19 protein-coding genes and 1 riboswitch are annotated in these 18,352 nt (G+C 30.5%); of the genes, 17 read left to right on the forward strand and 2 right to left on the reverse strand.

The features are described 5' to 3' along the window. The first annotated feature begins 31 nt into the window (after positions 1–31). From E0E45_RS15700 to E0E45_RS15760, 13 genes are all read left to right on the forward strand, one after another. Positions 32–430, forward strand: coding sequence for a hypothetical protein (locus E0E45_RS15700; protein ID WP_130891999.1), 399 nt, complete (start codon positions 32–34; stop codon positions 428–430). Continuing rightward, the gene (locus tag E0E45_RS15705; protein ID WP_130892000.1) at positions 427–2,991 is read left to right on the forward strand and encodes a hypothetical protein; all 2,565 of its coding nucleotides are present in this window, start codon (positions 427–429) and stop codon (positions 2,989–2,991) included. The genes E0E45_RS15700 and E0E45_RS15705 overlap by 4 nt, the downstream gene beginning before the upstream one ends. Before the next feature lies 1 nt (position 2,992). Further along, on the forward strand, positions 2,993–3,427 hold the full coding sequence (locus tag E0E45_RS15710) for a hypothetical protein (RefSeq protein WP_130892001.1): 435 nt from the start codon (positions 2,993–2,995) through the stop codon (positions 3,425–3,427). A 7-nt stretch (positions 3,428–3,434) separates the two neighbouring features. Continuing rightward, positions 3,435–3,830: a hypothetical protein gene (locus tag E0E45_RS15715; RefSeq protein WP_130892002.1), complete on the forward strand. Its 396-nt coding sequence runs from the start codon at positions 3,435–3,437 to the stop codon at positions 3,828–3,830. A gap of 109 nt (positions 3,831–3,939) precedes the next feature. Continuing rightward, positions 3,940–4,419: a GNAT family N-acetyltransferase gene (locus E0E45_RS15720; RefSeq protein WP_130892003.1), complete on the forward strand. Its 480-nt coding sequence runs from the start codon at positions 3,940–3,942 to the stop codon at positions 4,417–4,419. Positions 4,420–4,428: 9 nt separating this feature from the next. Then, on the forward strand, positions 4,429–6,528 hold the full coding sequence (locus tag E0E45_RS15725; RefSeq protein WP_232044133.1) for a tetratricopeptide repeat protein: 2,100 nt from the start codon (positions 4,429–4,431) through the stop codon (positions 6,526–6,528). 158 nt (positions 6,529–6,686) lie between these two features. Further along, positions 6,687–7,721, forward strand: a complete 1,035-nt coding sequence (locus E0E45_RS15730; protein WP_130892004.1) for an FUSC family protein — start codon at positions 6,687–6,689, stop codon at positions 7,719–7,721. Further along, on the forward strand, positions 7,718–8,173 hold the full coding sequence (locus E0E45_RS15735) for a YhcH/YjgK/YiaL family protein (protein ID WP_130892005.1): 456 nt from the start codon (positions 7,718–7,720) through the stop codon (positions 8,171–8,173). The genes E0E45_RS15730 and E0E45_RS15735 overlap by 4 nt, the downstream gene beginning before the upstream one ends. Positions 8,174–8,402: 229 nt before the next feature. Then, entirely contained in the window at positions 8,403–9,671 is a 1,269-nt protein-coding gene (locus E0E45_RS15740) for an MFS transporter (protein WP_130892006.1), read from the forward strand. A 24-nt stretch (positions 9,672–9,695) separates the two neighbouring features. Beyond that, on the forward strand, positions 9,696–10,736 hold the full coding sequence (locus E0E45_RS15745) for a sugar phosphate isomerase/epimerase family protein (RefSeq protein ID WP_130892007.1): 1,041 nt from the start codon (positions 9,696–9,698) through the stop codon (positions 10,734–10,736). 32 nt (positions 10,737–10,768) lie between these two features. Next, the gene (locus tag E0E45_RS15750; protein ID WP_130892008.1) at positions 10,769–11,635 is read left to right on the forward strand and encodes a YitT family protein; all 867 of its coding nucleotides are present in this window, start codon (positions 10,769–10,771) and stop codon (positions 11,633–11,635) included. 177 nt (positions 11,636–11,812) lie between these two features. Continuing rightward, complete coding sequence (locus E0E45_RS15755) at positions 11,813–13,183, forward strand: alanine/glycine:cation symporter family protein (RefSeq protein ID WP_130892009.1); 1,371 nt, start codon at positions 11,813–11,815, stop codon at positions 13,181–13,183. Next, positions 13,170–13,934 (forward strand): DeoR/GlpR family DNA-binding transcription regulator, encoded by a 765-nt coding sequence (locus E0E45_RS15760; RefSeq protein ID WP_130892010.1) that lies wholly within the window; start codon positions 13,170–13,172, stop codon positions 13,932–13,934. Before E0E45_RS15755 ends, E0E45_RS15760 begins: the two co-directional genes overlap by 14 nt. Positions 13,935–14,003: 69 nt before the next feature. On the opposite strand, the gene E0E45_RS15765 is transcribed toward E0E45_RS15760, so the two are convergent. Further along, positions 14,004–14,612 carry a copper homeostasis protein CutC gene (locus E0E45_RS15765; protein WP_130892011.1) on the reverse strand — a complete coding sequence of 203 codons (609 nt, stop codon included), beginning with the start codon at positions 14,610–14,612 and terminating at the stop codon, positions 14,004–14,006. A 185-nt stretch (positions 14,613–14,797) separates the two neighbouring features. On the opposite strand from E0E45_RS15765, the gene E0E45_RS15770 reads away from it, so the two are divergent. Continuing rightward, entirely contained in the window at positions 14,798–15,700 is a 903-nt protein-coding gene (locus E0E45_RS15770; protein WP_130892012.1) for an acetamidase/formamidase family protein, read from the forward strand. Between the two features lie 137 nt (positions 15,701–15,837). Next, on the forward strand, positions 15,838–16,200 hold the full coding sequence (locus tag E0E45_RS15775) for a VOC family protein (RefSeq protein ID WP_232044134.1): 363 nt from the start codon (positions 15,838–15,840) through the stop codon (positions 16,198–16,200). Between the two features lie 198 nt (positions 16,201–16,398). Here the strand turns inward: E0E45_RS15775 and E0E45_RS15780 are convergent, their stop codons facing one another. Further along, positions 16,399–16,833, reverse strand: a complete 435-nt coding sequence (locus tag E0E45_RS15780) for a CGGC domain-containing protein (protein WP_130892013.1) — start codon at positions 16,831–16,833, stop codon at positions 16,399–16,401. Between the two features lie 148 nt (positions 16,834–16,981). After that, positions 16,982–17,082: riboswitch (TPP riboswitch) on the forward strand. Positions 17,083–17,131: 49 nt separating this feature from the next. On the opposite strand from E0E45_RS15780, the gene E0E45_RS15785 reads away from it, so the two are divergent. Beyond that, positions 17,132–17,740, forward strand: coding sequence for a YkoF family thiamine/hydroxymethylpyrimidine-binding protein (locus tag E0E45_RS15785; RefSeq protein WP_130892014.1), 609 nt, complete (start codon positions 17,132–17,134; stop codon positions 17,738–17,740). 16 nt (positions 17,741–17,756) lie between these two features. Further along, on the forward strand, positions 17,757–18,350 hold the full coding sequence (locus E0E45_RS15790; protein ID WP_130892015.1) for an ECF transporter S component: 594 nt from the start codon (positions 17,757–17,759) through the stop codon (positions 18,348–18,350). The last annotated feature ends 2 nt before the right edge of the window (positions 18,351–18,352 follow it).

Raw genomic sequence — 18,352 nt, forward strand, 5'->3', positions numbered from 1 at the left:
AGGAATCCTCCTTTTTTATAAAGGGGAAAATATGAAATTGAAACTACTATGTATTTTCTTGATGATAACAGCAATAAATTTTTCTCAAGAATTAAAACCACTTATAATAACTGAAAAGCAGGGATTTTATTTTGGAACTATTATAAAGAATTCTTCATCTAAGAAAGTAGCTCCACTTAGAAATCTTATACTCAATATAAAAGGCAGTCCATTTGAGGAAATAGAAGTAGAAATGGATAATTATTTTGAATTAGGTGACAATATATATATTACAGATATAATTTTATTGAATAATGAGGCTTTAATTTTAGACAAAAATGGGGAAATTGATTTAGAAATAAAAGGTAATTTATATGTTAATTCAAAAGTAAAAGCAAAGACAGCTAGAGAAAAAGTTGGAAATCCTGTCTATGTGGAGTATAAAAAGTGAAAAAAATAATTTTGATATGCATATTGATATTTTTCAGCAGTTTTACCTATTCTGTTGATATGGAAAATATTGTAGATGGAAATATGGATATTCAAATAAACAGAGTAAAAGAAGAATTTTTTCCTTTATATATTGATGAAGTAAAGGAAATAGGGTATATACCTTTAAATGAATTTTTATATGTTGCAGAACTTAATGATATTGAGATAAATTTTGAAAAAAAACAGGTAAATGGAGTTATTCCAAATGGACAAAGGATAAAATGGGAATTTGATCCAGATATTTCTTTTGTAAAAGCTCAAGAATTATATATTGATGTAAGCAAATTAAGTGCTGTTATGCCAGTAGAAAAATTAGTATTTGATTTGCCAATGCTGAATATAAATATAAAGCTTCCTTTTAAACTGCCCTCTGATATGAGATATGAACAGGAGCAGAAAAGAAGAGGTATGGGAAGTGAAAGAGAAAAAGATGCTCATGATGTTATAGGAAATAAGAAGATGTTTTCTCCTGGAGTAGTTGAAATAGAGTATGAAAAAACTAATTTAAATGAAGGAAAAGGAAAGTCTTTAGATATCAATTACTCAACACAGTTAATGTATGGAGAACTTGATAGTGAATTCAGCATTTATGATGACAGCCAAAAAAATAAAAGTAAACCTGAGATAGATTCAATTTCATTAACATACGAAAATGTAATGGATAAAAAAGATGTTGTTTTAGGAAGTTTTTATATGCGGACACCATCTTTTTATGATGTAGATAATAATATAAATGGAATAAGTATTTTAGATTCATCAGAAAGATTTGATGTAACAGAAAAAGATGGAAATATTTTTGAAGGTTACGCACCAACAGGGTCAGTAGTTGAATTATACAGAAATGGAATATTAATAGATTATCAAAATGCGGAAAACCAAAGATACAGATTTGAAAATATAAATACACAGTCATTAACAGATAAGTATTATATAAGAATATATAAAACAGATGGAACATATATTCAAAAAGATCTTTCTCTATGGTTAAACAATAAGAATTTAAGCAAAAATACATGGAATTACAGTATACAGAGTGGAAAAGTTGATAGAAAAGGGGATAATGATTTTATTGGAACTTTAAAATATGGACTTAATAATTTTATGACTGCAGAAGTAGGATATTATAATCTGGCTGGAAAGTCAGAAGAAAGAAAAAAATATGATGAAATGTCCTATGGAATGTACATAAATTCTCCTCCTGTTAAATTTCCTTTCTGGGCGAATATCATATGGTATCAAGATAGAGAAGAAGGAGATGGAACTCTTACTTGGGAATATAGACAGAATTTTTATGATTTTATAATTGAAGGTATTGGAGAAAAATATAGCAGAAGAATAAGTGAAGAAGAAAAGAAAGATGAAAAATATAGAGCTAATATCAGAAAAAGTTTTGGAAGACTGAATATTGGAACTGGATATGAGGTTGAAACATATCAGGGGAATCATTATACAGATTATATAGGAAGTGTAGGATATAATCAGAGATATTTGAGCAATACTTTAGAATATAGATTTCAGGAATATTCAGATGATGTTAAAAGAAATAGGCATATTACAAGATTTCAAACAGGAATATCATATTTTGATAATATTAATATAGTAACTGAAGTAGAACTAAAATATGATAATAATTGGGAAGTGCTTGAAGATAAGTATTCAGTGAAGTTTATAAGAAGAAATAATGGATACTACAGCAAAAAATATTTTGATTTGTCACTAGGAGTTACTTATTCTACTAAAGATGATGACCGTTTAAAAATGGAAATGAATGGAACTGTTTATTTGGAAGATTTTGGAGTGCCATTTGTAGATACTGAAATTTCTTTTGATGCAAGTGATGAAAAGGGAAGTACTAAAAAAGTGGGAACTAAGTTTAGAAAAATTCTCATTTTGGAAGATATAGAGAGAAACAGTAGATTAAAAAATAAATCTAACTCATGGGTAAGTGGAAAAGTATATATAGATAACAATGCAAATTCTAGGTTTGATGTAGAAGATGAAGTATTACCAGATATAAAGGTAAGTATCTTAGGAAAAAGTATAGAAACAGATGCTGATGGAAATTATCTGATAGAAGATATATCATCTAATGCTGAATTTAATGTGAGAGTTGATAGAACATACATTGATCCACTGCTGTATTATGATGAAGAAAAATATTATAAATTGATGCCATCTACTGGAATGAAAATAGATATACCATTTCAAAATACTATCTCTCTAAGTGGGAATGTAATTGTACATGGAGAAAATATTGATGTGGAAAGTCTTCCATATATATTTAATAAAATTAAAATAGTTATAAAGAATGGAGATAAAGAAGTAAAAAGTTTAAAACCTGAATTTGATGGTTATTTTATAGTAGATGGTTTAATAGAAGGAAATTATACTGTTGAATTGTCTTCAAGAGATGAACTGTATAAACCTATGAAAAATAAAATTGAAATTACTATAAAGCCAGATGAAATAGAAAATGGTATTTTTGAAATGGGAAAATTAATTTTTACAGAGGAGATTTAAAATGAAAGCAATCACCTTTCCTTTATTGTTTATTTTTTTCTTTGAATATTCCTATAGTATTTATCAAAATACTAATTTTAGTAAAATGGTAGCAAAATCTGAAATGTCAATGAAAGGAAAAATAATAGATATAAAGGGTTTAGAAGAAAAAGCACCTCTAAAAATTGAAATAATAAATCTTGCTGCTGATGGAAATATAACTCTTGTCTTTAACCATGAAAATATGGAATTATTTAGTGATAAAAATGATTTAGTAGATATAGACATTTCAAAAATCAGTGCAGAAAAATCTCAAACTGGATTTAATATAAAAGTAAAAAGCAGCATTTTAAATCAAGATTTAATAGAAGTTTTAAAAACTAAGCAGTTTATTGAATTAGATACTCCAGAAAAAGAAAAAATGAAAGTAATAAAATTAACAGCTATATATAGGTAGGAGAAAAATGAAAAAAATAATTTTTATATTGAATATATTTTTATCAATAATAGTGTATTCAAGTGAAAGGGCATATTTTAGACCAACAGCAGTATATGAAGTAAAAGACCCTATTACAATAACTTCTGACAGAAATGAGATTGATTTTGGAATTCTTTTGGATGGGCAGGTAGGAAGAGTATCAGGACATACTTTGACACTGACTGGAACAGGAAATATGAATGTAGAATACAGTTTAAATGTTTCTCAGGAAGATGCTGGACTTGAAATAAGAGAGGCAAGCAAAACAATACAAAGTAATGGAGCAGTATATAAGTATAATTACATATGGGATACTTCAGAGAGTAAGATAAAAAATTTAAAAGGTACTGTGATAAGATTTACAGCTTCATATACAGAATAAAATAATCAGTCTAGCAGAAAATCTATTATAATGATAAAATAAAGAGGAAGGTTCAAAGGCCGACCTCTTTTTATTTTTAGAAGAGGAATACTTAATGTAAGGGGGAGAAATGGATATAATAATAAGAACAGTAAAATTAGATGATATAGAGAGTATTAATACTTTGTATAGAGAAGTTGATGAACTTCATTTGGAAAAATATCCAGAGCTTTTTAAGAAGCCAGAAGAGGAAGGAAGATCTCTAGAGTACATAAAAAGCATTATAGCAACCCCATATAGAGAGATATTTGTAGCTGAACGTGGGGGAGAGATAGTAGGAATAGCAGAAGTGATGGTTACTAAAAATCAGCCTTTTCCAGTAAAAATAGATATGAAATGGGTAGCATTAGATAATCTTGTAGTAAGTGAAAAATTTAAAGGACATGGAATAGGAAGTATGCTTGTAGATTGTGTTATAGATTGGGCGAGAGATTGGAATATAAACAGAATAGAATTAAAAGTTTATGAACAGAATTTTGAAGCTCTATCTTTTTATGAAGCAAAGGGATTTGAAACACTTAACAGGACAATGTTTTTAAACATAGAATAAGGAGGAAAAATGGAAGATTTAAAAAACAGGGTAGATGAACTTTTAGAAAATCAGGAATACGACAAAGCTCTAGAGCTCCTTACTGAGAATGAAATAAATGGGAAAGCAGATACATGGACTAATTCAACAACAGGATGGATACTTGGAAAATTAGGGAGAAAAGAGGAAGCTTTAGAATATTTAAGAAAAGTAGAGGGAGAAGAGGAAGAAAATACATGGTTATGCTGTGAAATAGGTTGGAATCTTGGAGCTCTAGGAAAGAGTAAAGAAGCAGTATATTATTTGAATAGAGCTAAGGAACTAGGAAGAGATGATGTATGGATTAATAGTGAATTAGGTTGGAATATGGGAAGATTAGATAGAAATGAAGAAGCAGTATACTATCTGAATAGAGCTAAAGAATTGGGAAGAGATGATACATGGATATTTGAGGAGCTAGGCTGGAATTTAGGTATATTAAAAAAATATGAAGAAGCTCTTGAAAATCTAATAATATCAGAGAAAATGAAAGAACCAGATGCATGGACAAATTCACAGATAGGTTGGAATCTTGGAAAAATGGGTAGAGATGAGGAAGCAGTGGCTTATCTGAAAAAAGCTGTAGAACAGGGAAGAGATGACACATGGGTTTTTTCTACTCTTGCATGGAATTTAGGAAAATTAGATAGAAGCGAGGAAGCTTTAAAATATCTTTTAAAAGCAAGTGAACTAGGAAGAGATGATGAGTGGATTAATAGTGAGATAGGGTGGAATTATGATAGATTAGATCAATATGAGAAGGCCTATGAATATTTGAAAAAAGTTGAAGATATGGGAAGAGATGATGCATGGTTTTTCAGAGAATATGGATGGTGTATAGGGAGATTAGAAGGGGATAGAGAAGAGGAAGCTCTGAAATATTTAAGAAAAGCTGAAGAGATTGAGGGAGCTGACTCATGGCTGAATACTGAAATAGGCTGGAATCTAGGAAAATTAGGAAAATATGAAGAAGCTCTTGAGAAATTAAAAAAAGCAGAGGAACAGGGAGACAGCAGTAGATGGTTATACCGCGAGATTGCATGGAACCTTGGAAGAGTTAAAAATCCAAAAGAAGCTTTAGAATACTTAAAGAAAGCTGAAGACAAAGATAATTTAACTCCTTGGATTTGTACAGAATTTGCATGGAATTTAGGGAAGTTAGGAGAAGTAGAAGAGGCTATATTCTATTTGAGAAAAGCTAAAGAATTAGGAAGAGATGATGCTTGGGTAAATAGAGAACTTGGATGGAATTTAGGAAAAATGGATAAATACAAGGAAGCTTTAGAATGTCTGAGAAAGGCGGAAAAAATGGAAGAGGATCCAGATGCATGGCTGTACAGAGAAATAGGCTGGAATCTAGGTATGCTTGATGAATTTGAAGAAGCTTTAGGATATTTAAGAAAAGCTGAAGAAATGGAAGAAGCAGATGATTGGTTAAATTCACAAATAGGTTGGAATCTTGGAGAGCAGGATAAGTATGTAGAAGCTATGGTGTACATAGAAAGAGCCATGAAGCAGGGAAGAGATGACTCTTGGATAAATGGAGAATATGGATGGCTTTTAACTAAGATGGAGAAACATGAAGAAGCTTTAGATTATTTTAAGAAGGCAGAAGCAGAAAAAGAACCATCTAACTGGCTTTTAGGACAACTTGGAGATGTATATAAAGTGCTTGGAAAATATGAATCAGCTTTAGAATACTACAAAAGACTTGAAGAAGCAGATCCAGAAGATTCAAATAATTTTTCAAACATAGCTGATGTTCTTACAAAACTTGATAGAAGAGAAGAAGCAGCGGAATATTATAAGAAAAGTGAAAAAAAAAATGGTAAAGTAGAAAATTATAGTATAGCTGCTAATTATGAGAAGATAGGCGACTATGAAAATGCAGCAAAGTATTATTATAAGGTAATTACAGAAGAAAATAGAAGAGATACATGGATATATAAAAAAGCAGGAGCAGTTTTTAAAAAGATAGGAAAATATGCAGAAGCTTTAGATTGCTATAGAAAAGCTAAAGAATACAATGGAAAAAATAGTTCTAAAGATATAGATGCAGAAATAACATGGCTTGAAAGAAAAGTAAAATAAATTTGACTTATATGCATAAAAGTATTGTAAAAATGCTATAAAAAAGATAAAATAGTTTTGAATATATTTAAAATATACTTATTATATAAAAAAGGCTGAACAGATTCATGTCTTGGGGAGAGATGACATGATTTTGGCTGAGTAATCTAAGGAGAACTATGGTAGAAAAAAATGTCAAAATACTAAAGAGAGCATTTTTAGTATCTATAGCAGTTGCCATATCCATATGGGTGTGTAATTATTTTAACCTTTCTCATTTTTATGCAGGGATAGGAGCTTTGAATGTATCAGATTTAAATGATTCAAAAACAAGAAAACAAGCCTATGAAAGAGTCATGACAACTATATTTGGAGGAGTAATAGCAGTTATTATATGCTATATGGGATTTCAGGAAAATCTTGTTATGTATATATTAGGACTGTGTGTTGTATGCTGCTTCAATGAAATTGTAATGAGAATTCCATCTTCTGTAGGATGTATAGCTTTTACTTATATTATGCTGAATGTTGATCCTGAAAGAACTCCAGTTGCCTATCTTATGGAAAGAGTAATAGGGACTTTTGCTGGAGTTGCTGCAATATCTCTTGTAATTACGCTGTATAACGCATTTTTTGATAAAGAAGAAATGAAAAATAAAGTACCACCAACGCCAAAAGCTGACTTGAAGAAGCAGATAATGAGAGGATTAGAACCAGGAATGGCTGTTATTTTAGGATTGGCAGCAATAAAGTTTATCAATCACTTTTTTGATCCTGTGTATATAACAAATTATACTCTGTATTATTGTGCTCTTGCTATTGTAGTACCTTTTAGACTCGAATGGGATGAACTTCTTTTGCGGACAAAAGAAAGATTTCTCAGCACAGTGTTTGGAGGATTTGTAGCATTTGCTTTATATTTTTCAGGCTTTACAGGTACTTTTTGGTGTTCGGTTGGAATAATACTTGTAATAATAATAACAGAAATATTTGTAAAAGTTCCTGCTTCTTTAGGGGGAATAGTTTTTATGTTTATAATGGTTAACATGAAAAAGCCTGGATTGACACCTATGCTTTATTATACTAACAGAGTATACGGAACAGCTGTTGGAGTTATAACAATAATCATATTTTCATATATATTTAATAAAGTTGCTGAAAAATACAAGAAACCAAAAAGAAATAGTAAAGTATTTAAGGGAGATGTAAAATGATATTTGATACTTTAGAAAATTTAAAAAATTATAAGGGAATATCTGCTAATTTTGATAGAGCTGTTGAAAGTATAATGGCTGGAGATTATTTGAATGCTTCTGAAGGAAGGCATGATGTAGATGGAGATAACATATATTTTAATGTACAGGAAAACTTATTAACAAGAGAAGTATCTGAAACTTGTTTTGAAAGCCATCAAAAATATATAGATATTCAATTAATAGTTGATGGAGAAGAAAATTTTGGATATTCAGCAAGAGAAGTGCTGAAAGAGAGAAATAACTATGATTCAGAAAAAGACTATGATCATTTAGATGGAGAAATAGAAGTGATGTGTAAAATGTCAAAAGATAGATTTATTCTTTTTCTTCCACTGGAACCTCATATGCCATGTTTAAAAGTTGGAGAAAAGAAAAAAATAAAAAAAGCTGTATATAAAATAAAAATTTAATCAACTGAACAATGAAAGCTGTCTGAGTAAAATCAGGCAGTTTTTTTATTGCTTTTAAGTTTCTCTTTTTTTCTTTAAATGAGTTATTTTCATATTATATGTTTTTAAATAATATCAAAAAACAACAAAAAACAACAAAAATACAAAAAATAACTTGAAAAAACATTTTTGATGTGATATATTTACAAATATAAGAGAAAATAAAAAATATTAAGGAGAGAGATGAAAAATGACAAAAAGTGCAAATTTTAAAAAATGGTTTACATTTGTAGTCTTGGTAATTGGGGGAGGAACAATATTTAAACTTTCTTCATTAAAAGATGCTTTTTATGTACCTATGCAGGAATTTATGGGATTAACACATACACAAATAGGAGCAGCTCTTTCTGTATATGGACTAGTACAGACAATAGGTAACTTTGCTTCTATATATATATCAGACAGATTTTCAAAGAGAATAATGATATCTTTTTCTCTTGTATGTATTGGGCTGATTGGAATATATATATCAACATTTCCGGGGTATGGAGGAATCTTACTAGCATGGGGATTACTTTCTTTCTTTGGGGAAGTGGTATACTGGCCAGTTCTTTTAAAAGCAATAAGACTGCTTGGAGATGAAACAGAACAGGGAAGATTATTTGGATTTTTAGAAGCTGGAAGAGGAGTTGTAGATACAATAGTTGCATTTTCAGCATTAGGAATATTTGCACTATTAGGAAAAGGGTCAGTAGCTTTAAGAGGATCAATACTTTTTTATTCAGGAGCAGTTATATTAACAGGAATAATATCATATATCCTTGTTGAAGATGATAAAATAGTTGTAGCTGATGGAGAAAAGATAAATAAGAATAAACTGGCATGGCAGGGAGTAATTCAAGCAGTAAAAACTCCTGAAATATGGGTAGTATCATTGACAATAGCATCTATATACTCAGTTTACTGTGGTTTGACATACTTTATTCCATTCTTGAAAGATATTTATGGAATGCCAGTGACATTGATTGGTGCCTATGGAATAGTAAATCAATATGGTTTGAAAATGGTTGGTGGCCCTGTTGGAGGAATGCTTGTTGATAAGAAGTTTAAATCAGCAACTAAATTCTTAAGAGTAGCTTTGATAGCAGCAGCAATAGCAATGTTTGGATTTACACTTCTGCCTCATGAAACTATGAATGTATATGTTGGTATGGCTTGTACTTTAGGGTTTGGTGCTATTATTTTCTCTATGAGAGCAGTATTCTTTGCTCCGATTGATGAGATAAAAGTTCCTAGACATATAAGTGGAGCAGCAATGTCAATAGCTTGTATTTTTGGATATTCTCCACAAATGTTTGCCTTTGCACTTTATGGAAATATGCTTGACAGACATCCAGGAATGGCAGGATATAGAATGGTATTTATGACAATGATAGGATTTGCAATAGTGGGAGTAGTTATTACAACAATCTTATTAGGAATGATAAAGAAGAAAAAGAATCAAGAAATAGCAGATTAATAAAAATATACTCAGGAGGAAAAAATGTTGAAATTGGGATTGGAAACAGAAAGTCTTCATTTATGGCTGCAGCATAAGAGAATGGATATATTTGGATTTATAGAGAAAGCTCATGAACTTGGATTGGATGGAGTTCAGATAAATGTTATAAAAGATTATAATCTTGATGAAAATTGGGGGGCTTTAGAAAGCAACTCAGATGAACATTTGAGAAAAATAAAAGAGTTATTGAATAAATATGGAATGTATGTAGAGCTGGATATGAGAAATCTTGACTATGAACGTTTGGTAGAGGTGTTGGAAGTTGCAAATAAATTAGGTGCAGATGTAATCAGATCATATATACCAATCAAACCTCTTGAAAGGAAAGAAAATACTTCTGGAGCAGAGGGAGCTTATGATTTTGCTAAAGTACGTTATGATTTTGATATGAAGTCATATGATGAAGGAATAGAGAAAGTAAAAAGAATTATTCCATTATTAGAAAAATATAGAATAAAGCTTGCATTGGAAAATCACGAATATGAAACGTCAGAAGAACTAGTAAATGTAATAAAAAAGATAGATTCTAAATGGGTAGGATTTTTATTTGACTTTGGAAACTCTATGATGGCTTGGGAAGAACCAGTAAAAGCTGCAGAAAATATGGCACCATATACTTATACTACTCATTTTAAAGATCATATAATAATAGAAGAACCAGAAGATAAATATGGATATGTAGTTTGTGGAGTTCCAGCTGGAAGAGGAAATATTGATTTAGAAAAATGTTTTAATATTTTGATGGAAAAATCATCTCTTACTAGAATAAATGTAGAAAGCTGTCATCCATATTGTGCTCAGTTTAAAAGAACACCAGGAACTGGGGGAGTAGAAAAAGTAGGAGAAGGAACTTTTAAAGTTGAAAAACATCCTTATGACTATAATATTATAAAGCCAGCTCAATATTATTATCCACATGAAGTATCTGAGGAAATGCTGGAAAAACTGATAGAAGATCAATTAAATGGATTGATTGAAACTGTAGATTATTTAAAAAAATTAAGAGATAATTATTCGAAGTAATAAGAATAAATGTAGGAGATGTGATGTATTCAATGAATAAAAAAATAACAGATTATATCATTGTATATATAGGTTGCATAATTCAAGCATTTTCAATTGTTTGTATTTTAAAACCTAATAATCTAGTCACTGGAGGAATAACAGGGTTATCTCTTACTATTGGAAAAGTAATAAATATGAATTATACATATATTTATTATGGAATTTGTATTTTAATATTAATAGGTGCAAAAATAATATTAGGGATCAAAGAAGTAAAAAAAATAATATTATTATCTACAACATATCCATTGATACTTATATTGGTGAATAATATAAAATTTAATTTTTTACAGGATACCTCTGACAAGATATTGATATGTATCTATTATGGTATATTTATGGGAATAGGAACAGGACTGGTTCTGAAAAAAGGATTTTCTCAAGGAAGTTCTGATACTGTAGCAAAAATCCTCCACAAAAAACTGCTTTCCTTTATGGGAATCAGTCAGGTCCTACTCTGTATAGATATAACTATTCTTATAATATCAGGATTTGTTTTTGGAAAAAAAGCTGTCCTCTATGCGATTATTATGCAAATGATATACAGTAAAACCATAAGTGTAGTACTATTTGGATTCGGTTCTTCATTGGTAAAAGTAGTCGTAATAAGCGACCAGCTGGAAAAAATATCTGATTTTATGAAGAATACAATAAATAGAGGATATAGTATAGGTTATGTCTATGGAGGATATAATCATGTTAAAAGAGAAAAAATAATATCTGTATGTTCATTGAGAGAGGCTATGCTTATAAAAGATTTTATAACAAAGATAGATGAAAATGCTTTTATAAATATTGTTCCAACAATATCAGCATGGGGAAAAGAAGATGGACTGCAAAGTCTTAAGGAAAGTTAAGAAAGTAAATATATACCCATAAAATTCTAGGCGGAACCTTTAGTTTTATGGGTTTTATTTTAATAAAGTTTAAAAACAACAAAAAACAACAAAAAACATAAAAAGTTTTATAAAATCACAAAAATGTGGTAATATTTAATTAAGTAACTAGGGGTTTTGACTAGGAGGGATTATAATATGAATGGAATTGAAATAATGCTGGAAAGGATATCAGAAATTATATGGGGAAACTATCTTATAGTCACTCTTATAGGAGTGGGAATCTTTTTTACTATTATAACAAAAGGGATACAGATAAAAGGATTTCCATTGGCTATGAAAGAACTCATAAAGTCTTTAAAAGGAAAGAATGAAATAAAGGGAGAGGGAACATTATCAGCAGTTCAGGCTCTGTGTACAGCATTGAGCAGCTGTGTTGGAAATGGAAATATAGTTGGGGTGGCTACTGCCATAGCCAGTGGAGGGCCAGGAGCAGTATTCTGGATGTGGGCAGCTGGAATAGTTGGAATGGCAACAAAGTATGCTGAGATAGTATTAGGTATAATCTATAGAGAAAAATCTGATGATGGAACTTATGTGGGAGGGCCCATGTATTATTTGTCAAAAGGATTGGGATGGAAAAAAATAGCTGTTCTTTTTTCTATATTTATGTTTCTTCAAATAAGTGGAGGAGCACTTATACAATCTAATGCAGTAGCAATAGTAATAAAAGATATGTTTGGAATAAAACCTGTATTTTCTGGACTTATGATGGCAGGAATAATTACAATAGTTGTTATTGGTGGTGTAAGAAGACTTGGAAAAGTAGCAGAAAGAATAATTCCTGTTATGACTATTATGTATTTTGTAGGGGGATTAGTAATAATAATTTCTAACTTTAATCATATAAGTTATGCTATAATAAGTATAATAACTTCTGCCTTTAATACACAAGCAGTAGGGGGAGGAGTTTTAGGCTATACAATAAAAGAAGCAATGAGGTTTGGAGTAGCAAGAGGATTGTATTCCAATGAAGCTGGAGAAGGAAGTGCACCAGTGCTTCACTCTGCTGCTATTACAGATCATCCAGCAAGACAGGGACTTTATGGGATACTTGAGGTCTTTATTGATACTGTTGTCATCTGTTCACTGACAGCCTTTATTGTTTTAACTTCAGGAGTAGTAGAAATGGAAATATCACCAGCAGTTTATGTCATTACAGCTTTTGGAACTATACATTATATGTTTAGATATCTTATAGGGGCAAGTATGGTATTGTTTGCATTTTCTACTATATTATCTCAATGGTATTTTGGAAATGTGACATTGACTTATATTTTTAATTCCAAAGTAGCATCATATTTTAAATATGTATTTGTATGTCTTGCAGTAATAGGTTCTCTGAGCAGTTTAAAAATAGTGTGGCTTATACAAGATATAGTTCTGGGGTTGATGATAATCCCAAATCTTATAGGACTTGTTCTTTTAAATAAAAAAGTTAAAGATGCAACTGAAGATTTTATGAGTATGATAAATAGAGGGGAGATAAAAAAATATGTTGGCAAGTGATAGACAGGATAGAATATTAGAATTGTTAGAGCGAGATGGAAGTGTAAAAACTTCTAATCTTGTTAATATTATGGATGTTTCTCTTGAAACAATTCGTAGAGATTTGGATTTTTTAGAAAAACAGGGATATCTTCAAAAAGTATATGGAGGGGCTATTCTTAAAAATAAAGAGGGAAAAAATCTTACTTATTCTTTAAGAGAATCAAAAAATACAGAAGAAAAAAGAGAAGTTGCTGTTTTAGCCTTAAAGTATATAAATGAAGGAGATACAATAGCTCTCAATGGAAGTACAACAAATATAGAAATAGCAAGACTGATAAAGGATAAATATTCTTCTTTGACAGTTGTTACCAATTCTCTCCTCATAGCAAATGAACTAGCAGACACAAAGGGAATAAATCTTATTTTGGCAGCTGGAATATATAATAAAACTGAGTTTGCATTTTTAGGAGAGATAACAGAACAATTTCTTCATAACTTTTCTGTTGATAAATCTTTCATATGTGTAGGAGGAATATCTCTAAAAAGAGGGGTAACAGATTTTCTTATTGAAGAGGTACTTGTAGAAAGAAAGATGGCAGAAATAGCTGAAGAAGTATTTATTTTGGCAGATTCAACAAAGATAGAAAATAACTCACTCATAAAAATATGTGGTATAGAAAATTTAGATTTGATAATAACAGATTCAAAGCTGGATGAAAATATTTTAAAAAAGTATCTTGAAAATGGAATTAAGATTATAAATAAATAGATTAAAAAATATGGGTAGACAGAAAACTGTAAAATTATATTTACACTTAAAAGTCACCCATATTTTAAATTACATTATTTTTTTACCATGATATTCAGAAGCTGGTATAGCAGCAGCAACTTCTTCAAAATTATCACTTGTAACTTTTCCTGCTATCAGTATGATAATTCTGTTATCAGCCTTTTTTATCATGGCATTAAGAATATCTTTTCCTTCAAGTGCAGTTTCTTTAGTTCCAGAAGAAAGGATTCTTTTTACTCCAATTTCAACAAATCTGTCTATAACTTCAACAGGGTTTTCCAACTCATCTACAGCCTTATGAAATGTAACTTCCATAGGAGAAGCAAGATCAACAAGTTCTTTTAAAGTTTCAAAATCAACTTTGTTATCAGCAGTAAGAACTCCAAGAACAACTCCTTTTATCCCTAATGATTTACATATTTTTATATCCTCTTTCATTATTTCTATTTCTTCTCTTGAATAACAGAAATCCCCTCCTCTTGGTCTGATTATAGGGAAAGCAGGAATAGTAAGTTTTGTAGCAGCCATTTTAATAGTACCATAAGATGGAGTAGTTCCACCAAGGTAAAGATTATCACATAATTCTATTCTGTCAGCTCCTCTTTTTTCAGCTGCAAGAGCTTCTGAAAATGATTCTACACATACTTCTTTTATCATAAAATTCTCCTTATTCTATAAATTTTTAATTTGTATTTTCATCTTGTTGTATATTTTTTATTTCATTTTTTATATTATATCCTATATTTTATCTTTATACCAGAGGGATAGATTTAAAATTTTAATATATAGTTATTTTTTCAATGAAATGTTAGAATAAAGAAAAAGAATAAAGGGGGAAGATAATGATATGTATAAGTAAAGATTATGTAACAGACATACTTAAATGGGATAATAAAGCAGCAGCTCATTGTAAAGATGGAGAGATAGTAGTATTTGAAACAAGAGATTGTTATGATAATTGTATAACAAGCTCAGAAAGACCGATGGGTGATAGAAAAGATGGACTTTCTAATCCAGTAACAGGGGCATTGTATGTAGATGGAGCTGAAAAAGGAGATATATTAAAAGTTGAGATAAGAGATATAAAGCTTCGTCCTTGGGGAGTAATGCGTTCTTCAAATGTTGGAGGAGTTTTTTATGAGAAATATGATAAAAGAGAAGCTGTAATATATTCTATCAGAGATAATAAAATATTGTTTGATGATGTTTTAGAATTAGATGTAGATTCTATGATAGGAGTTATTGGAACAGCTCCTGAAGGAGAAGAGGGGATTCCTACAATTACACCAGGAAAACATGGTGGAAACATGGACTGTAAGAAGATAACAGCAGGTTCTATAATTTATCTTCCTGTAAATGTAGATGGAGGACTTTTATCTATGGGGGATATTCATGCTCTTATGGGAGATGGAGAGGTTTTTATTTGTGGACTGGAAACAGCTGGAGAGATAACTGTTAAGGTAAGTGTATTAAAAAATACAAAACTTCCAGTACCATTTTTATATTCTGGAGAAAAGGTTATGACTATACAATCTGCTGAAACTTTAGATAAAGCTGGAGATATGGCAGCAAAAGAGATGTTTGAATTTGTAAAAGATGCTTCTGGGCAGAGTGATTTGAAAACAGGAATGCTAATGTCATTACTTTCTGATATGGCAGTATGTCAAGTAGTGGATCCTCTTCTTACAATGAGAGTTGAATTTCCTCTTCCAGTACTTGAAAAATATGGGTACAAACTTCCTTAAAATAAAATTGTTATAAGATAAAACGATAATATAAAAAGTTATCTTGTAAATATAAAGAATAAAAAATAGTAAGAAAAAATTTACTTAATAAATAAAATCAAAAATATATGAAAAATATTTTAGGAGGTTTTAATGCTATGAATGATGAATTGAAAATCAAGATGTACTCATTTACAGTGGACTGTATAGATCCTTACAAATTAGCAAAATTTTATGCTGATTTACTCAAATGGGAAATACCCTTTTATGATGAAGATTATGCCTGTATATGTCCTCCAAAAATATCTCAAGGGGCATATCCTGGGATAACATTTCAGCGTAATCCTGAATATGTACCTCCTGTGTGGCCAGAAAAACCTGAGGCTCAGCAGCAAATGGCACATTTAGACTTTGCTGTTAATAATTTAGAGGAAGCAGTTCACTATGCAGTTCAGTGTGGAGCAACAATTGCACCTGAGCAGTTCTCTGATAGTTGGAGAGTTATTGCTTATGTCAGATGAAGCCAATTTTTGAAAGTCCTCATTTTGCATTACGATAGAATATTATAATAATTCTATAAATACAGGGCTGACAACTTTGGTTTTGTCATTAAATTCAAACAAATTTTTGAACTGTTTTTAGTGTTTTAATAATGAAATATAACTATAAAATCCCAGTAATTAAAACAGATGAAACTGTCTAACTACTGGGACTTTATTTTATTTGTTTAGAGCAGTGTAATCTTTGTATACTCCCTCTTCTCTTCTTCTTGTAGCAGTTTTAGAAAGATAGCTTCCTTCAACAATATTTTCATACCCCATCTTGTTTATTATTTTCTTCATAGCATTGATAAATGGACATCTGTCAGAATGATGATTATCAAAGGCTACACATGAAGCAAAATGTATAGCAACTTCATCTTTAGTGATAAGGTTTTCTTTAGCAATTAGTTTGTTGACATTTCCTAAAAGACTGTTGATACCTTTTCCATGACATCCTCCACATTGAAAAGTAAGAAATCTAAGTTCTTCACTTTTAGGGTAATCTTTAAACACTCCTGTTCTAGTAAAAAATGAATTCATACAATGAAAACCACTGCATCTTCTTTTGGCAATTTCACATTGAATAGTGATGATAAGTCTTATATTTTCCATTTTTCCCTCCTATGTTCCCTGTATAAAAATATAATAACATAAAACAAAGATTGAAGATATGATTTATATAAATAAAATTCATATTTTAAAATCCAGATTTTTTTAAGAAATGCTAGACATTCATAAGGAATAGTGATATTATAATTTAGTTGAATTACTGGGGTGCTTAAAAAGCTGAGATAGGAAATTCCTGAACCCATATAACTTGATTCGGATAATACCGGCGAAAGGAGTAATGTGTATATTTTTTATTAAATAACCAAACCTCCTTTTGCAGATATAAAAGGAGGTTTTTTTAATGGGATTGAAAGATTGTTTATGGTGTATAGGTGGAGCAAGTAAAGGAGTAGCTGGAGGTAGATTTTCTCTTTATCCAATGGCTGATAATTTTGTAGATATTATTCTTGAAGGACTTGAAAAGACAGATACCTCAAAAGTATGGAAGCAAACTGATAAATTAAGCACATGTGTTAGAGGGAAAAGCACTCATGTATTTGATGTAGTTAAAGGTCTTTTTGTAAATGCCTATAAAGAAAATGTACATATGGCTCTTGAAGCTACTTTTTCTAAAGGATGCCCAGGGGATACTGATGCAGATTCATTTATGGAAGCAGATGATGAAAAAGTAAATGAAAAAAATATCAAAGATAAAAAATTTAATGTTGTAAGCAAAATATCTTTCTACCCTATGGGGGAAGAAGATTATATGGAGCATATAGCCAAAGCAGTAATGACAGCAAAAGACAAGGGAGTTTTTGCTAAAAGTTCTCACTATGTGTCTATCTTAGAGGGAGATGTTCATGATGTGTTTGGTGTACTGGAAGAGATATTCCAGTATGGAGAGGCAAATCTTTCACACTATATTTTACAGGTTACTATTTCAGTAAATAGTCCAACAAAAGACTAGAATATCAGGAGGGAAAATGTTTAACTGGAAACTAAAAGATGTAATAATGGTATCAATTTTTTCTGTAATATTTTCATTTATATATTTAGGAGCTGTATATTTTGCCAATTTTCTTGCAACAATACTTGCCCCTTTTGGATTAGCTCCTTTTGCCTATGAGATACTTTTTGGTGTATGGTTTATGGCTTCTACTTTTGTGCCATATATTGTACAGAGATCAGGAGTAGCAGTTGTATCAGAAGTTCTTTCTGCTCTGATAGAAGTTATCATGGGAAATATGTTTGGACCAATAGTTATTCTTTCTGGAATAATTCAAGGAATGGGGCCAGAGCTTGTATTTGCTAAGAATAAATATAGAAACTTTACTATGATGAATATGTGCCTTGCAGCAGGAGCAGCTTGTGTAGCAAGTTTTATATGGGGATTTATAAGAGGAGGATTTGTAAAATATTCTCCAATGATGTTAGTATGTATGTTTATAGTAAGACTTATCAGTTCAGTTGTGTTTTCAGGTGTAATCTGTAAAATAGCTGCTGATAAACTAGCAGAAACAGGAGCATTGAGTGGATATACTCTTGGGCAGCAGAATGACCCTGAAATGGAAGATTAATC

The organism is Fusobacterium ulcerans ATCC 49185, from assembly GCF_900683735.1.
GTDB classification, from domain to species: domain Bacteria; phylum Fusobacteriota; class Fusobacteriia; order Fusobacteriales; family Fusobacteriaceae; genus Fusobacterium_A; species Fusobacterium_A ulcerans_A.

What these genes read in the sequence shown, in the direction of transcription:
- E0E45_RS15700 (WP_130891999.1), top strand. Translation starts at nt 32, where the DNA reads ATGAAATTGAAACTACTATGTATTTTCTTGATGATAACAGCAATAAAT.
- E0E45_RS15710 (WP_130892001.1), top strand. Translation starts at nt 2,993, where the DNA reads ATGAAAGCAATCACCTTTCCTTTATTGTTTATTTTTTTCTTTGAATAT.
- E0E45_RS15715 (WP_130892002.1), top strand. Translation starts at nt 3,435, where the DNA reads ATGAAAAAAATAATTTTTATATTGAATATATTTTTATCAATAATAGTG.
- E0E45_RS15720 (WP_130892003.1), top strand. Translation starts at nt 3,940, where the DNA reads ATGGATATAATAATAAGAACAGTAAAATTAGATGATATAGAGAGTATT.
- E0E45_RS15725 (WP_232044133.1), top strand. Translation starts at nt 4,429, where the DNA reads ATGGAAGATTTAAAAAACAGGGTAGATGAACTTTTAGAAAATCAGGAA.
- E0E45_RS15730 (WP_130892004.1), top strand. Translation starts at nt 6,687, where the DNA reads ATGGTAGAAAAAAATGTCAAAATACTAAAGAGAGCATTTTTAGTATCT.
- E0E45_RS15735 (WP_130892005.1), top strand. Translation starts at nt 7,718, where the DNA reads ATGATATTTGATACTTTAGAAAATTTAAAAAATTATAAGGGAATATCT.
- E0E45_RS15740 (WP_130892006.1), top strand. Translation starts at nt 8,403, where the DNA reads ATGACAAAAAGTGCAAATTTTAAAAAATGGTTTACATTTGTAGTCTTG.
- E0E45_RS15745 (WP_130892007.1), top strand. Translation starts at nt 9,696, where the DNA reads ATGTTGAAATTGGGATTGGAAACAGAAAGTCTTCATTTATGGCTGCAG.
- E0E45_RS15750 (WP_130892008.1), top strand. Translation starts at nt 10,769, where the DNA reads ATGAATAAAAAAATAACAGATTATATCATTGTATATATAGGTTGCATA.
- E0E45_RS15755 (WP_130892009.1), top strand. Translation starts at nt 11,813, where the DNA reads ATGAATGGAATTGAAATAATGCTGGAAAGGATATCAGAAATTATATGG.
- E0E45_RS15760 (WP_130892010.1), top strand. Translation starts at nt 13,170, where the DNA reads ATGTTGGCAAGTGATAGACAGGATAGAATATTAGAATTGTTAGAGCGA.
- E0E45_RS15765 (WP_130892011.1), bottom strand. Translation starts at nt 14,612, where the DNA reads ATGATAAAAGAAGTATGTGTAGAATCATTTTCAGAAGCTCTTGCAGCT.
- E0E45_RS15770 (WP_130892012.1), top strand. Translation starts at nt 14,798, where the DNA reads ATGATATGTATAAGTAAAGATTATGTAACAGACATACTTAAATGGGAT.
- E0E45_RS15775 (WP_232044134.1), top strand. Translation starts at nt 15,838, where the DNA reads ATGAATGATGAATTGAAAATCAAGATGTACTCATTTACAGTGGACTGT.
- E0E45_RS15780 (WP_130892013.1), bottom strand. Translation starts at nt 16,833, where the DNA reads ATGGAAAATATAAGACTTATCATCACTATTCAATGTGAAATTGCCAAA.
- E0E45_RS15785 (WP_130892014.1), top strand. Translation starts at nt 17,132, where the DNA reads ATGGGATTGAAAGATTGTTTATGGTGTATAGGTGGAGCAAGTAAAGGA.
- E0E45_RS15790 (WP_130892015.1), top strand. Translation starts at nt 17,757, where the DNA reads ATGTTTAACTGGAAACTAAAAGATGTAATAATGGTATCAATTTTTTCT.